This is a genomic window from Xanthomonas sp. GW (assembly GCF_014236815.1).
In the GTDB taxonomy this organism is placed as follows: domain Bacteria; phylum Pseudomonadota; class Gammaproteobacteria; order Xanthomonadales; family Xanthomonadaceae; genus Xanthomonas_A.
Window position 1 is genome coordinate 2,663,942 of sequence record NZ_CP051189.1, and the last position, 12,715, is coordinate 2,676,656.

A 12,715-nucleotide genomic window follows, 5' to 3' on the forward strand; every position below is an offset into this window, starting at 1 on the left:
CCTTTTCGTGCCGACCCGGCACATACCGGTGCCCGTTGCCAAGCCAGCCCTCCATGACCGACACCGATCCACTAGGCGATGCCACCGACCGCATGCTGCTCCGGCGCATGGCCGGCGGCGACCGCGATGCGTTGGCGACCCTGTATCGCAACTACCACGGGCGCCTGTGCCGGTTCCTGTCGCGGCTGACCCGGCGCCCGGACATCATCGAGGAGGCGATCAACGACTGCTTCTGGATCGCCTGGCAGAAGGCCGGCGACTTCCGCGGCGATTCGCAGGTCTCGACCTGGATCATGGGCATCGCCTACCGCTGCGGGCTCAAGGCGATCCGCCACCACAGCGACGAGGCGATCGAGGACGGGGTGAGCGCCGAAGAGCATTTCGGCTCCTCTTCCGACCCGGACGAGGACCGCGAACTGCGCGACTGGCTGGGCAAGGGCCTGGAGCGGCTGTCGGCCGACCAGCGCCTGGTGGTCGAACTGGTCTACGGCCTGGGCCACAAGCTGGAAGAAGTCGCGGCGATCATGCAGTGTCCGGTGGGCACGATCAAGGCGCGGCTGTTCCATGCCCGGGTCAAGCTGCGCAACGTGCTGCCGGGATTGGCCGGCGGTGCTTCCCCTCTGACGGAGAGCGTGTCATGAAGACAGGCTTCAACGAGCCGGGCAACGAGTGCTCGCATGCCTGGGAACTGATGCCGTGGGTGCTGCAGGCCAGCGCCACGGAAGAACAGCACGAGTGGCTGATCGCGCATCTGGCCAAGTGCAGCTTCTGCAGCGCCGAGTTCGCGCAGCAGAGCCGGCTGCGCATGGCGATGTCGCTGCCCAGCGACGTGCCGGTGGACGCAGAGGCCGGGCTGCAGCGTCTGCTCGGCCGCCTCGACGCGCCCGAACCGCAGCGCCTGCCGGTGCGCGTGCGCTCCAGCTGGACCACGCGGGCGCTGGTCGCCGCGGCGCTGGTGCAGGCGGTCGGACTGGGCGTGCTCGGGGTCAGGCTGTCCGCCAGCGACCAGGGCCAGGGCAGCGGCTACCGCACCCTCAGCGAGACCGCGCAGCCGCTGGCGAGCGATGCGATCCGCGTGGTGCCGGACGCGCGCATGACCCTGGCCGACTGGGACGCGGTGCTGCGCAAGCTGCAGCTGCGCGTGGTCGGCGGCCCCAACGGCGCCGGTGCCTACACCGTGGTGCCGGTGCAGGCCGGATCGCCGGCGCAGCCGCAGCGCAGCGTGCAGCAGCTGCGTGCGACGCCCGGCATCCGCCTGGCGGAGCCGATTTCCGCACCATGAGCCTGCGTCGCGCCTGCTTCCTCGTCGCCTGCCTAGCGCTCGGCGCCTGCGCCCATGGCGGGCGCGGTGCTGGCGACGCGCCCGTGGCGGCAGCGGCGGCGCCTGCGAAGACCCCGACCCTTGACGCCTCGCCGGCCTTGGACAGCCAGCGCCAGATCGTGCTCGCGGTGGCCAACCCGATGGCCGCGCCGGGTCGGCATGCCGGCTCCAACCTGATCGGCTATGCCTCGTCCAAGTATTACGGTGCCGGCACCCAGGCAGCGGCGACGCTGGACGCGCTGACCCAGCGCTACAGCCTGCGCCAGGTGACCGGCTGGCCGATCAAGCCGCTCGGCGTGTACTGCGTGGTGTTCGAGCCGGCGCCGGGCGCGGAGCGCGACGCGCTGCTCGCCGAACTGGCCAAGGACGAACGCGTCGCGCTGTCGCAGCCGCTGCAGGAATTCGCCACCTACGCCGACGCCGCGCCGCCGGCCCAGGCCGCGCAGCCGCTGCGCTACAACGATCCCTACGTGGACATGCAGCGCGGCTTCGCCGCGACCAACGCCGCCACCGCGCAGGTGCTGAGCCAGGGCCAGGGCGTGGGCGTGGCCATCATCGATACCGGCGTGGACACCGCGCATCCGGACCTGCAGGGCCGGCTGCGCGAGGTGCGCGACATGGTCGGCGCCGATCCCACGGCGTTCAATCGCGACCACCACGGCACCGAAGTGGCCGGGATCATCGCCGCCGGCAGCAACAACCATCTCGGCATCGTCGGCATGGCGCCCAAGGCCATGCTCGACGTGTACAAGGCCTGCTGGTATCCGCAGCGCGCCGGCGCCGGCGCCGGCTGCAACTCCTTCACCCTGGCCAAGGCGCTGGTCGCGATCGGCGACACCCGCGCGCGCATCATCAATCTGAGCCTGGGCGGCCCGGCCGATCCGCTGCTGCGCAAGCTGCTCGAACAGTTGCTGCGGCAGGGCCGCATCGTGGTCGCGGCGATGCCGCCGGACGGCCGCCTGGACGGCTTTCCCGATGCCACCCCGGGGGTGATCGTGGTGCGCACCAGCAGCCCTACCCCGTCGCCGCCGGGCGTGCTCAGCGCACCGGGCGAGGACATCCTCACCACCCAGCCCAACGGCGGCTACGACTTCACCTCCGGCTCGTCGATGGCCACCGCCCACGTCAGCGGCGTGGTCGCGCTGCTGCTGGCGCTGGCGCCGCAGCTGGACGCGCGCAGCGTGCACGAGCTGCTGCGCCGGACCAGCCGGCAACGCGACGGCTTGCTGCAGGTGGATGCCGCCGCCGCGGTACAGGCGCTGCCGCGCACCGCCGCCACGGCGCGCTGAGCGTTGCGCATGGCCAAGTGGATTCCGCACTGGATGCATCGTCTGGCCTCGCCGCCGACGTTCTACCGCGTCGCCGGCGCGATCCGGCCGTGGGCGCTGGGCGCGGCGCTGCTGCTCGGCGCGGTGGCGTTCTACGGCGGCCTGGTGCTGGCGCCGCCGGACTACCAGCAGCACGACGCCTACCGGATCATCTTCATCCACGTGCCCAGCGCCTGGATGAGCCTGTTCGTCTATGGCGCGATGGGCGCGGCCGGCTTCGTCGCCCTGGTCTGGCGGCTGAAACTGGCGGAAGTGGCATGCATGGCCTCCGCCTCGATCGGCGCCGCGTTCACCTTCATCACCCTGTGCACCGGTTCGCTGTGGGGCAAGCCGATGTGGGGCACGTGGTGGACCTGGGACGCGCGGCTGACCTCGGAACTGGTGCTGCTGTTCCTGTACCTGGGCGTGATCGGCCTGTACCGCGCGATCGAGGATCCGCGCCAGGGCGCGCGTGCCGCCGCGCTGCTGGCGCTGGTCGGGCTGATCAACCTGCCGATCGTGCATTTCTCCGTGGTCTGGTGGAACACCCTGCACCAGGGCTCCACGGTGCGCGTACTCGGCCCGTCGAAGATGCCGCTGGCGATGCTGTGGCCGCTGCTGACCGCGGTGCTGGCGAGCAAGTGCTACTACCTGGCTAGCCTGCTCGGGCGCATGCGCACCGACCTGCTGGCGCTGGAGCGCGGCAAGGGCTGGGTGCGTGCGCTCGCGCTGGCCGCACATGCGCCGGCGCCGCTGCCGGAAGTGCGCGTGGCGGCGGAGCGCGCGGCATGAGCGGCTTCTGGGCGATGGGCGGCTACGCCGCCTACGTGTGGAGCGCCTACGCGCTGTTCCTGCTGATGCTGCTGCTGGACACGCTGCTGCCGCGCTGGCGGCAGCGGCGCCTGCTCGCCGAGACGCGTGCGCAGTTGCTGCGCGAACAGGCGCGGCGCCAGCGTGGCGCCTCTTCCCGCTTGCCAGGTATCGACCATGAATCCCACCCGTAAGCGCCGCCTGCTGGTCGTGCTGTTGGTGCTGGGCGCCGCCGCGCTCGCCACCGGCCTGTTCGTGCTGGCCCTGCAGCACAACATCAGCTACCTGTTCACGCCGAGCCAGGTGCAGGCCGGCCAGGCCGACGGCTACCGCGTGTTCCGCCTCGGCGGCATGGTCAAGGCCGGCTCGATCCGGCGCAGCGCCGATTCGCTGCGGGTGGACTTCACCGTGATCGACAAGTCCGGCGCCACCGCGGTCGCCTACACCGGGATCCTGCCCGACCTGTTCCGCGACAACCAGGCGGTGATCGCCACCGGTTCGCTGCATGGCGCCGGTTTCGTCGCCACCGAGGTGCTGGCCAAGCACGACGAGACCTACATGCCGCAGGAACTGAAGGACGCGATGGCGCAGGCCCATGAGGGGCGCACCGCGGCGGCGGTCTCCGCGTCGGCCGCCACGTCCGCCACGCCATGACGCGGATGCTGACCTGCCGCACCGCGCTGCGCTGGCCGCGTTCGATCGCCCTGCCTCGATGACCGCCGAACTTGCCCAGCTCGCGTTGATCCTGGCCCTGTTGCTGGCGCTGGCGCAGGGTGTGCTGCCGCTGCTCGGCGCCTGGCGCGGCGATCGCGCGTTGATGGCGGTGGCGCGGCCTGCGGCTTGCGCGCAAGCGCTGTTCGCCTGGCTGGCCTTCGCCCTGCTCGCCTATGCGCTGCTGCGCCTGGATTTCTCGGTGCGCTACGTGGCCGCCAACGCCAACTTGGCGCAGCCCTGGTACTACCGGCTGGCCGCGGTGTGGGGCGCGCACGAAGGCTCGCTGCTGCTGTGGATCGCCATCCTCAATCTGTGGACGCTGCTGCTGGCGCGCAGCAGCCGGCACCTGCCGGAGGCGTTCGCCGCGCGTGTGCTCGGCGTGCTCGGCCTGATCGCTGCCGGCTTCCTGGCGTTCGTGCTGTTCACCTCCAACCCGTTCGCGCGGCTGTCGCCGATGCCGCTGGACGGCAACGAACTCAACCCGGTGCTGCAGGACCCGGGCATGGTGTTCCACCCGCCGGTGCTCTACACCGGCTACGTCGGTTTCTCGGTGGCCTTCGCCTTCGCCATCGCCGCCCTGCTCGGCGGCGAACAGCAGCAGGCCTGGGTGCGCTGGGCGCGGCGGTGGACCAATGTCGCGTGGGGCTTCCTCACCGCCGGCATCGTCGCCGGCAGCTGGTGGGCGTATGCCGAACTGGGCTGGGGCGGATGGTGGTTCTGGGATCCGGTGGAGAACGCCAGCTTCATGCCGTGGCTGGTCGGCGCGGCGCTGATCCACACCCAGGCGGTCACCGAGAAACGCGGCGCGCTGGGTGCCTGGACCCTGCTGTTGTCGATCCTGGCGTTCTCGCTGTCGCTGCTCGGTACTTTCCTGGTGCGCTCGGGCGTGCTGACCTCGGTGCACGCCTTCGCTGCCGACCCGCGCCGCGGCCTGTACATCCTCGGCTTCCTGATCGTGGCGGTCGGCGGTGCGTTGCTGCTGTACGCGCTGCGCGCGCCGCGGCTGGCTGCCGGCAAGCCGTTCGCCGCCCTGTCGCGGGAAACCGCGATCCTGGTCGGCAACCTGATGCTGACCGTGGCCGCGGCGATGGTGCTGCTGGGCACGCTGTTCCCGCTGCTCGGCGATGCACTGCGCTTGGGCAAGGTCTCGGTCGGCCCGCCCTACTTCGGCCTGCTGTTCCCGCTGCTGATGCTGCCGGTGGTGCTGCTGCTGCCGTTCGGCCCGTACCTGCGCTGGGGCCGGACCGAACCCGGCGCGCTGCAGGCGGTGGCCGTGCGCGCGATGCTGGCCGCACTGGCCTGCGCCCTGGTCGCCTTCGTGCTGACCGACGGCTCGGCCCGCGCCGTGGCCGGCGTCGCCGCCGCCACCTGGATCGGCGTCGGCACCGCGCTGTATGCCTACAAGCGCCTGCGCGAAGCGCCGCGCGGCCGCCGCTTCCCCGCGGAGCTGGCCGGCATGCTGCTGGCCCATGCCGGCGTGGCGGTATTCGTGGCCGGCGTGCTGCTGTCGGAAAGCCTGTCGATCGAGCGCGATGTGCGCCTGGCGCCGGGGCAGAGCGAACAGATCGGCGGCTATGCGTTCCGCTTCGACGGCGTGCGCATGATCGACGGCCCCAACTGGAAGGCCGAGCAAGGCACGCTGACGGTGAGCCGCGATGGCACGGCGGTGGCGGTGTTGCATCCGCAGAAACGCCTGTATTCCAGCGAGCGGATCCAGACCGAGGCGGCGATCGATGCCGGCGTCACCCGCGACCTGTACGTCGCGCTGGGCGAGCCGATGGACGACCAGCACATCGAGAACGCCTGGACCCTGCGCCTGTACTACAAACCCTTCATCCGCTGGATCTGGCTGGGCGGCCTGCTGATGATGCTCGGCGGCTTCGTCAGCGCCTGCGCGCGCCGGCTGCGTGCGCCGCATGCGCTCGCGCACGAATCGGGCCTGGCCGCGCCTGCGGTCCCAGCAGCAGCGGGCGTATCGCCATGAGCCGGCTGCTGCCCCTGCTCGGCTTCGTGCTGCTGGCCGCGTTGTTCGGTTTCGGCATCTACTGGAGTCGCGCGCACGACCCGCGCGAGGTGCCCTCGCCGCTGATCGGCAAGCCGGCGCCGGCGTTCTCGCTGCCGCGCCTGGACGATCCCGCGCAACGTGCCGGCAGCGCCGAATTGCGCGGCAGCCCGTACCTGCTCAACGTGTTCGGCAGCTGGTGCCTGGCCTGCGGCGAGGAGCATCCTGTGCTGCTGGCGCACGCCAACGACCTCGGCATCGCACTGATCGGCTACGCCTACAAGGACGACCCGCAAGACGCGCGTGCCTGGCTCGCACAGCGCGGCAATCCTTATGCACTGGTGGTGGTCGATGAGGACGGACAGCGCGCGATCGACTTCGGCGTCTACGGCGCCCCGGAAACCTTCCTGATCGATGCCCAGGGCGTGATCCGCTACAAGCATGTCGGCGTGTTGACCCCGGCGGTGATCGCCGAAGAACTGCGCCCGGCGATCGCCGCGCTGGACGGAGCGCAGCGATGAACGTGCCCTTTGCACTGACGCTACGCGGCCGGCCATGGACCAGATCGTGGCTGGCGTTGCTGGTCTTGCTGCTGCTCGCGCATGCGGTGCCGGCGGCGGCGCAGGCGGTGGATCCGCTGCCGTTCCAGGACCGGCAGCAGGAACTGCGCTTCCAGCGCCTGACCGCGCAATTGCGCTGCCTGGTCTGCCAGAACGAGAACCTGGCCGACTCCAACGCCACGCTGGCGCGCGACCTGCGCCACCAGGTGTTCGCGCAGTTGCAGGCCGGCCGCAGCGATGCGCAGATCAAGCAGTACATGGTCGATCGCTATTCGCAGTTCGTGCTCTACGACCCGCCGCTGGCGCCGGCGACCTGGCTGCTGTGGTTCGGTCCGCTGCTGTTCCTGCTCGGCGGCGCGGCCATGGTCGTGGCCACGCTGCGGCGCCGAGCCGCCGCCGCAGCGCACGCGCCGCCGGAACAGGAGCCGGAAGAACAATGGTGACCGCCGGCTTCTGCATCGCCGCCGTGCTGATGCTCGGCATCGCGCTGGGCGCTTTGCTGCGGCCGCTGCTGCGCCGGCGTCCGGGCGCGCGCACGCTGCGGCTTGGCGCCGCGACGCTGTTGGCCGTGGTGCTGCCGCTGGCGAGCGCCGGCCTGTATCTGCTGGTCGGCGATCCGGCCGCACTTGCCGGCGTGCCCGTGCAGGCCGCAGCGGCGCCCGACCCGGGGGTGACGCAGCGAGTGCTGCAGCAATGGTTGGACCAGGCCGCGGCGGCAGTGCAGGCGAAACGCAGTGCCGAAGCGCGCGACGCCTACGCGCAGGCGCTGCGGATCGATCCGGACAACAGCGACGCGCTGCTCGGCTGGGTCGAGGCGGACATGGCCGAGCAAGCCGATTTCGCCGTCGGCACGACCGCGCACGGCATGCTCGAGCGCGTGCTCGCGCAGCAACCGGACAACCAGCGCGCCCTGTGGATGCTCGGTATCGGCGAATTCCAGCAGCGCCGCTACGCCAGCGCCGCGGCGCACTGGCGACACCTGCAAGGCCTGCTGCCCGAGGCTTCCCCGCTGCGCGACGCGGTGGCGCAGAAAATCGCCGCCGCCGAAGCGATGGCCGCGACGCCCACGCCTGCGCCCGCCGCAACGCGCTGAAGCGCCATTGCTTGCGCGATCTGTCGCGCGGTCTCGGCATCCAGATGCCGCCCGCGCTACCCTTCGCCTTTCAACGAGAATGCGAACCGCACTGTGGAGCACCCTATGCTGGTTTCCCCGACAAGCCCGAACAGCCGCGTCTATCGGATCAGGCCGACGGCAAGCAAGCTCGGCGCATGCGGCCTCGCGCTGATCGCGTTGCTCGCGAGCGCCATCTGGCCGCGCGACGCGACAGCGGAAGTCGCGATGACGCCGGGCGTCACCGGGCACCTGCTGGTCCCCGTGTTCGTCAACGGCAAGGGACCCTACGAGTTCATGCTCGACACCGGCGCCGACACCAGCGCGGTCTATGCCTGGTTCGCGTCGGAACAGCATCTCCCCTCCGGCAAGATCGCAACCATCAGCGGCGCGACCGGAGACGTGGAGGAGACGACGACGCGGGTAGAGTCGCTCTCCCTCGACGGCAGGGCGATCCATCATCTCGACGTGGACACCATTCCCGACCGGACCGACGGCGTGAAGATCGCGGGAATCGTCGGCGCCGATCTGCTGATGGACCGCATCACGGTGATGGATACCGGGTGCCAGACCGTCTCGCTGCTGCCGCGCGGCAAGAATGCGGCACGGCTCGCCGGACACAGCGCGACCCTGATCGAGGCGGGGTCGATCAAAAACGGCAAGCAATTGACGCTACCGGTCACGGTCAACGGCGTGGCCGGCGTGGCGACGCTCGACAGCGGCGCCCGCTCGTCGATGATCAACACCACCTTCGCCAACGCCGCGCAGATCGATCCCGGTTCGGCAGCGTTCCGCGACGGACCGCCCGCGCGTGGCGCCGTCCAGACGCCCATCCCTTCGCGTATCGGCCCGATCGGCACAGTGAGCTTTCCGGGATCGACCCAGCGCAACGTCGTGGCGCGCGTGGTCGACCTGCCGGTGTTCGACGACGCGGGGTACTCCGACGGGCACGCGTTCAACATCGGCGTGGACATGCTCCAGGCCATGCGTATCACGCTCGATTACAGTGCGCGCCGGGTATGGATTGGCCCGTCAAGCTGTGTTGCCACGTCAGGCAGCCGCTGATTCCCGCTCAGGCCACGCTCTCGATCGATCTTTCACAAACAGCCCAATCCCACCTCCGCCGTGACGTGTCGCAACGCTAGCGCATCGGCCAATCGCCGAAAACCGGTCAGAGCACGGCGTTGATCTTGGCTTGCAGCGAATCGGTACTGAAGGGCTTCAAGAGGTAGCCACTCGCCCCCGCCTCCTTGAGCGCGGTGATGTCGTCCCGCCTGTCGTTGGCGAGTACCATGATGAAAGGCGTGCCGGCTATCGCACGGTCCTTGCGGATCTCGTGCAGGAGCTGCAAGCCGGTCATCGGCTGCATGTTCCAGTCGCACAGGACCAGGCCGACCTTGTCCGCACGCAACGTAGTCAGGGCCGACGCGCCGTCGGCGGCCTCGGCCACGTCGTCGTAGCCGAGCCGGTTCAACAGGTTCTGGATGACACGGCGCATCGTTCGGTAATCGTCGACGATCAGAATCTTCATCTATCGCGTCTCCGCAGTGGTCTGTCGCCGGCATCCACCGGCCATCGGGCGCATCCGGTGCGGGGCTGCGTCGTGACGGGAACGCGGCAATGGCCGCCCTCCCTTGCGCTCCACATCGTTCGCTTGGCCCATGGTGCCAGCAGTCCGCGAAGGATTTCAGCGCCAGAACTTGCCACGAGGCCGTCATTTGCCTCGCGGCGCCGTGGCCTGGACTGCCACGTCTGCTAACGCGACCACGGCACCAGGTACGGCAGGAATATTTGACCACCGTCGCCGCCGATCGGTGGCGAGCTTCCTGGCCGACACTGCGGTCGCTACACGCACTACCGGAGCATTGCGCAGCAAAGATAGGAATGCGTATCATTAACGTGCTCGGCACGATTCATCGCCGCCACGCTCCCGCCTAGCCCGATGCCAAGCCGGTGCCTTTTCCCGACAGGCTTCCATGCATCCAGTTCCTCCCGCCCCCCTGCCCGATCCCCACGCCTCGCGCACGCCGGCTGCGTCGCGGCGTCCATTGCCGCCCTGGCTGGGTGTGCTGTCGCGCACCCTGGCGGCGATCTTCGGCGGCTATGCGCTGGCCGCGGCGACCTCCGCGCTGCTGCCGCTGCTGTGGCCGGCGCTGCGCGCGCAGGCGGTGCTGAGCGGCATGATGCTGGGCATCCTGGTCTGCGCCTGCACCGCGTTGTGGGCGTTCGCCACGCGCAGCGCCACCCGCGCCTGGCTGGGGATCGTCGCGCTGCTGGCGCCGATGGCCCTGGCCATCGCCTGGCTGCAGCGGCACGCGCCATGAAGCAGGGATTCCGCCAGTCGATGGCCTGGCTGCACACCTGGACCGGGCTGCTGGTCGGCTGGGTGCTGCTGCTGATCTTCATGGCCGGCACCGCCAGCTATTTCCGCGACGAGATCAGCCGCTGGATGCGCCCGGAATTGCCGCGCGCTTCGCTGAGCACGGATGCCGTCGCCGCGCGCGCGGTCGCGCTGCTGGAGCGCGAAGCGCCGCAGTCGCCGCAATGGACGGTGTCGCTGCCAGGCGCGCGCTCCTCGTTCACGCAACTGTTCTGGCGCAATCCGCCGCCGGCCGACGGCAGCGCCCAGAGCCGCAAGCAGATGTTCGGCGACGCGCTGCTGGATCCGCTCAGCGGCCAGCCCAGCGCCGCGCGCGACACCCGCGGCGGCGAGTTCTTCTATCGCCTGCATTTCGATCTGCACTACATCCCGGTGATGTGGGCGCGCTACATCGTCGGCTTCTGCGCGATGTTCATGCTGGTGGCGATCATCAGCGGGGTCATCACCCACAAGAAGATCTTCAAGGACTTCTTCACCTTCCGCCCGGCCAAGGGCCAGCGCTCGTGGCTGGACTTCCACAACGTCAGCGCGGTGCTGGCCCTGCCCTACCACGCGATGATCACCTATACCGGGCTGGTCACGCTGATGCTGATGTACCTGCCGTGGGGCATCAAGGTCGCCTATCCGAATGCGGAAGACGCGTTCTACGCCGAAGCCTTTTCGCAGCCGGCCAATCCCCGCGAAGCCAGCGGCCGGCCGGGCACGCGCCTGCCGATCGCGCGCCTGCTGGACGTGGTCCGCGCCGAATGGGGCGCGCAGGCGCCGATCTTCGGGTTCTCGCTGTACAACCCGGGCGATGCCGCGGCGGTGATCGAAATCCGCCAGGGCGAGGGCCGGCGCCTGGCCTACGATCCGCCGTCGCTGCTGCTGGATGCCGGCAGCGGACAGGTCCTGGCGCGCAGCGGCAGCTCCGGCGCGGCCGCGCAGACCCGCAGCACGCTGTACGGCCTGCACCTGGCGCACTTCGCCGAATCGGGGTTGCGCTGGCTGTTCTTCGGTTCCGGCCTGCTCGGCTGCCTGATGGTGGCCAGCGGCGTGATCCTGTGGGCGGTCAAGGAACGGCCCAAGCACGCCAAGGCCGGCCGGATCAGCGTCGGCCTGCGCCTGGTCGATGCGCTGAACATCGGCACGGTGGCCGGCTTGCCGATCGCCTTCGCCGCCTACTTCTGGGGCAACCGGCTGATTCCGGTGCAGGTGGCCGAGCGCCCGGAGCAGGAAGCGGCGGCATTCTTCCTGGCCTGGGCCGCGGCGCTGCTCGCCGCCTTCGCCTGGCCGAAGCGCGCGATGTGGGCCTGGCAGCTGTATCTGGGCGCCACCCTGTTCGCGCTGCTGCCGCTGCTCAACGTAGCGACCAGCGACGCGCATCTGGGCAATAGCCTCCCGGCGCGGGATTGGGCGCTGGCCGGAGTGGATCTGGTGTGCTTCGCATTGGGCTGCGTGCTGGCGCTGGCCGCACGGCGCATGCAGCGCTGGCAACCGCCGCTGTCGGCGGCCGAACGCCGCGCACGCGAACGCGCGGCGGCGCAGCCCGTGTCCAGCGCGGCGCTGGAGACGCCATGAACCTGCTCGGCCTGGGCCTGGCCTTTTCCGGCTTCGTCGCGCTGTGCCTGGCGATGGAGAAACACCAGCTGGAACTGTACGGCGCGCAGCGCGCCGCGCCGGCGCGGATGCGCCAGCTGCGCGTCGCCGGCTGGCTGCTGCTGGCCGCGGCGTTCGCCTGCTGCGTGACAGCGCGGGGCTGGACCATCGGCGCGGTGCTGTGGCTGGGCACGCTCAGCGCCAGCGCCGCGCTGCTGACCTACGGCCTGCTGCCATACCGGCCGCGCGCCATCGTGCCGCTGGCGCTGGCCGCGCCGCCGTTGGGGCTGGCGGCCGCGCTGCTGTCCTAGCACGCGCGGCCAATGCACTCACTTGCCGGCACTGGCTGCCGGCGGTCGCAGTTCGGTCGCCACGCGGGCGCCGCCGATCACCAGCAGCAGGCCCGCCGCCAGGGTGATCGCCAGGTACAGCGGCACCATGCCGCCGCGCCCGTTGCGCAGGAACACCAGGCTTTCCATCATCAGCGAGGAGAACGTGGTCAGCCCTCCGAGCAGGCCGACGATCAGCAACGCACGCCAGTACGGCGCGCTGGCGCCCTTGCCTTCGATCCAGACCAGCAGGAAACCGCCTAAGAACGCGCCGACCAGGTTCACCGTCAGCGTGCCCCACGGGAAACCGGCGCCATAGCGCTGCAACAAGGCGCTGCCGACGGCGAAGCGCAGTCCGGAGCCGACCGCACCACCGGCCATCGCCAGCAGCAACTGCTGCCACCACACGGCGAAGTTCATGCGCGGCCCCGCTGCACGGCGGCGCGGCGGCGTGGAAAAACGAAAACGAAGTGCGGCATCGTGGTCTCCAGATCGGGCGATGCCGGGGCGCAAGCCTGCCGCCCCGGCGGGGGTTGGGCAGGCATCATCAGCGCGCAGGGACTGCGGGCGGTTCGAGGAGGAATGCCATCTCCTTGCTGCCGA

16 protein-coding genes and 1 riboswitch are annotated in these 12,715 nt (G+C 70.3%); of the genes, 14 read left to right on the forward strand and 2 right to left on the reverse strand.

What is annotated here, in order from left to right; translation table 11 throughout:
- Positions 1-53 precede the first annotated feature (53 nt).
- The 11 genes from HEP73_RS11465 (at position 54) to HEP73_RS11515 (ending at position 8,890) form a co-directional block, all read left to right on the forward strand.
- Positions 54-641 carry an RNA polymerase sigma factor gene (locus tag HEP73_RS11465; RefSeq protein ID WP_053841697.1) on the forward strand — a complete coding sequence of 196 codons (588 nt, stop codon included), beginning with the start codon at positions 54-56 and terminating at the stop codon, positions 639-641.
- The gene (locus HEP73_RS11470; RefSeq protein ID WP_185820110.1) at positions 638-1,282 is read left to right on the forward strand and encodes a zf-HC2 domain-containing protein; all 645 of its coding nucleotides are present in this window, start codon (positions 638-640) and stop codon (positions 1,280-1,282) included. Before HEP73_RS11465 ends, HEP73_RS11470 begins: the two co-directional genes overlap by 4 nt.
- Complete coding sequence (locus tag HEP73_RS11475; RefSeq protein WP_185820111.1) at positions 1,279-2,610, forward strand: S8 family serine peptidase; 1,332 nt, start codon at positions 1,279-1,281, stop codon at positions 2,608-2,610. The genes HEP73_RS11470 and HEP73_RS11475 overlap by 4 nt, the downstream gene beginning before the upstream one ends.
- 9 nt (positions 2,611-2,619) lie before the next feature.
- A complete protein-coding gene (locus HEP73_RS11480; RefSeq protein ID WP_185820112.1) occupies positions 2,620-3,420 on the forward strand; it encodes a heme ABC transporter permease in 801 nt (266 codons plus the stop codon).
- Positions 3,417-3,632, forward strand: a complete 216-nt coding sequence (gene ccmD, locus HEP73_RS11485) for a heme exporter protein CcmD (protein WP_185820113.1) — start codon at positions 3,417-3,419, stop codon at positions 3,630-3,632. The genes HEP73_RS11480 and ccmD overlap by 4 nt, the downstream gene beginning before the upstream one ends.
- Positions 3,616-4,092 (forward strand): cytochrome c maturation protein CcmE, encoded by a 477-nt coding sequence (ccmE, locus tag HEP73_RS11490; protein WP_185820114.1) that lies wholly within the window; start codon positions 3,616-3,618, stop codon positions 4,090-4,092. Before ccmD ends, ccmE begins: the two co-directional genes overlap by 17 nt.
- A 58-nt stretch (positions 4,093-4,150) precedes the next feature.
- Complete coding sequence (locus tag HEP73_RS11495; RefSeq protein ID WP_185820115.1) at positions 4,151-6,136, forward strand: heme lyase CcmF/NrfE family subunit; 1,986 nt, start codon at positions 4,151-4,153, stop codon at positions 6,134-6,136.
- Positions 6,133-6,675 carry a DsbE family thiol:disulfide interchange protein gene (locus HEP73_RS11500; protein WP_185820116.1) on the forward strand — a complete coding sequence of 181 codons (543 nt, stop codon included), beginning with the start codon at positions 6,133-6,135 and terminating at the stop codon, positions 6,673-6,675. The genes HEP73_RS11495 and HEP73_RS11500 overlap by 4 nt, the downstream gene beginning before the upstream one ends.
- Complete coding sequence (locus HEP73_RS11505) at positions 6,672-7,157, forward strand: cytochrome c-type biogenesis protein (RefSeq protein ID WP_185820117.1); 486 nt, start codon at positions 6,672-6,674, stop codon at positions 7,155-7,157. Before HEP73_RS11500 ends, HEP73_RS11505 begins: the two co-directional genes overlap by 4 nt.
- Positions 7,151-7,807: a tetratricopeptide repeat protein gene (locus HEP73_RS11510; RefSeq protein ID WP_185820118.1), complete on the forward strand. Its 657-nt coding sequence runs from the start codon at positions 7,151-7,153 to the stop codon at positions 7,805-7,807. Before HEP73_RS11505 ends, HEP73_RS11510 begins: the two co-directional genes overlap by 7 nt.
- 105 nt (positions 7,808-7,912) lie before the next feature.
- Positions 7,913-8,890, forward strand: a complete 978-nt coding sequence (locus HEP73_RS11515) for a retroviral-like aspartic protease family protein (protein WP_185820119.1) — start codon at positions 7,913-7,915, stop codon at positions 8,888-8,890.
- A 106-nt stretch (positions 8,891-8,996) separates the two neighbouring features.
- Here the strand turns inward: HEP73_RS11515 and HEP73_RS11520 are convergent, their stop codons facing one another.
- The gene (locus tag HEP73_RS11520) at positions 8,997-9,356 is read right to left on the reverse strand and encodes a response regulator (RefSeq protein WP_185820120.1); all 360 of its coding nucleotides are present in this window, start codon (positions 9,354-9,356) and stop codon (positions 8,997-8,999) included.
- Between the two features lie 445 nt (positions 9,357-9,801).
- Between HEP73_RS11520 and HEP73_RS11525 the strand changes: the two genes are divergently transcribed.
- From HEP73_RS11525 to HEP73_RS11535, 3 genes are read left to right on the forward strand one after another with little or no spacing between them, the layout of a single operon-like run.
- Positions 9,802-10,149, forward strand: a complete 348-nt coding sequence (locus HEP73_RS11525) for a DUF3649 domain-containing protein (protein ID WP_255423473.1) — start codon at positions 9,802-9,804, stop codon at positions 10,147-10,149.
- The gene (locus tag HEP73_RS11530; protein ID WP_185820121.1) at positions 10,146-11,765 is read left to right on the forward strand and encodes a PepSY-associated TM helix domain-containing protein; all 1,620 of its coding nucleotides are present in this window, start codon (positions 10,146-10,148) and stop codon (positions 11,763-11,765) included. Before HEP73_RS11525 ends, HEP73_RS11530 begins: the two co-directional genes overlap by 4 nt.
- Entirely contained in the window at positions 11,762-12,094 is a 333-nt protein-coding gene (locus HEP73_RS11535; protein ID WP_185820122.1) for a DUF3325 domain-containing protein, read from the forward strand. Before HEP73_RS11530 ends, HEP73_RS11535 begins: the two co-directional genes overlap by 4 nt.
- 18 nt (positions 12,095-12,112) lie before the next feature.
- Here the strand turns inward: HEP73_RS11535 and crcB are convergent, their stop codons facing one another.
- Entirely contained in the window at positions 12,113-12,532 is a 420-nt protein-coding gene (gene crcB, locus HEP73_RS11540; protein ID WP_185820123.1) for a fluoride efflux transporter CrcB, read from the reverse strand.
- Between the two features lie 111 nt (positions 12,533-12,643).
- Positions 12,644-12,714: riboswitch (Fluoride riboswitch) on the reverse strand.
- Between the last annotated feature and the right edge of the window lies 1 nt (position 12,715).

What these genes read in the sequence shown, in the direction of transcription:
- HEP73_RS11480 (WP_185820112.1), top strand. Translation starts at nt 2,620, where the DNA reads ATGGCCAAGTGGATTCCGCACTGGATGCATCGTCTGGCCTCGCCGCCG.
- HEP73_RS11465 (WP_053841697.1), top strand. Translation starts at nt 54, where the DNA reads ATGACCGACACCGATCCACTAGGCGATGCCACCGACCGCATGCTGCTC.
- crcB (WP_185820123.1), bottom strand. Translation starts at nt 12,532, where the DNA reads ATGAACTTCGCCGTGTGGTGGCAGCAGTTGCTGCTGGCGATGGCCGGT.
- ccmE (WP_185820114.1), top strand. Translation starts at nt 3,616, where the DNA reads ATGAATCCCACCCGTAAGCGCCGCCTGCTGGTCGTGCTGTTGGTGCTG.
- HEP73_RS11475 (WP_185820111.1), top strand. Translation starts at nt 1,279, where the DNA reads ATGAGCCTGCGTCGCGCCTGCTTCCTCGTCGCCTGCCTAGCGCTCGGC.
- HEP73_RS11525 (WP_255423473.1), top strand. Translation starts at nt 9,802, where the DNA reads ATGCATCCAGTTCCTCCCGCCCCCCTGCCCGATCCCCACGCCTCGCGC.
- ccmD (WP_185820113.1), top strand. Translation starts at nt 3,417, where the DNA reads ATGAGCGGCTTCTGGGCGATGGGCGGCTACGCCGCCTACGTGTGGAGC.
- HEP73_RS11530 (WP_185820121.1), top strand. Translation starts at nt 10,146, where the DNA reads ATGAAGCAGGGATTCCGCCAGTCGATGGCCTGGCTGCACACCTGGACC.
- HEP73_RS11520 (WP_185820120.1), bottom strand. Translation starts at nt 9,356, where the DNA reads ATGAAGATTCTGATCGTCGACGATTACCGAACGATGCGCCGTGTCATC.
- HEP73_RS11470 (WP_185820110.1), top strand. Translation starts at nt 638, where the DNA reads ATGAAGACAGGCTTCAACGAGCCGGGCAACGAGTGCTCGCATGCCTGG.
- HEP73_RS11510 (WP_185820118.1), top strand. Translation starts at nt 7,151, where the DNA reads ATGGTGACCGCCGGCTTCTGCATCGCCGCCGTGCTGATGCTCGGCATC.
- HEP73_RS11535 (WP_185820122.1), top strand. Translation starts at nt 11,762, where the DNA reads ATGAACCTGCTCGGCCTGGGCCTGGCCTTTTCCGGCTTCGTCGCGCTG.
- HEP73_RS11505 (WP_185820117.1), top strand. Translation starts at nt 6,672, where the DNA reads ATGAACGTGCCCTTTGCACTGACGCTACGCGGCCGGCCATGGACCAGA.
- HEP73_RS11515 (WP_185820119.1), top strand. Translation starts at nt 7,913, where the DNA reads ATGCTGGTTTCCCCGACAAGCCCGAACAGCCGCGTCTATCGGATCAGG.
- HEP73_RS11495 (WP_185820115.1), top strand. Translation starts at nt 4,151, where the DNA reads ATGACCGCCGAACTTGCCCAGCTCGCGTTGATCCTGGCCCTGTTGCTG.
- HEP73_RS11500 (WP_185820116.1), top strand. Translation starts at nt 6,133, where the DNA reads ATGAGCCGGCTGCTGCCCCTGCTCGGCTTCGTGCTGCTGGCCGCGTTG.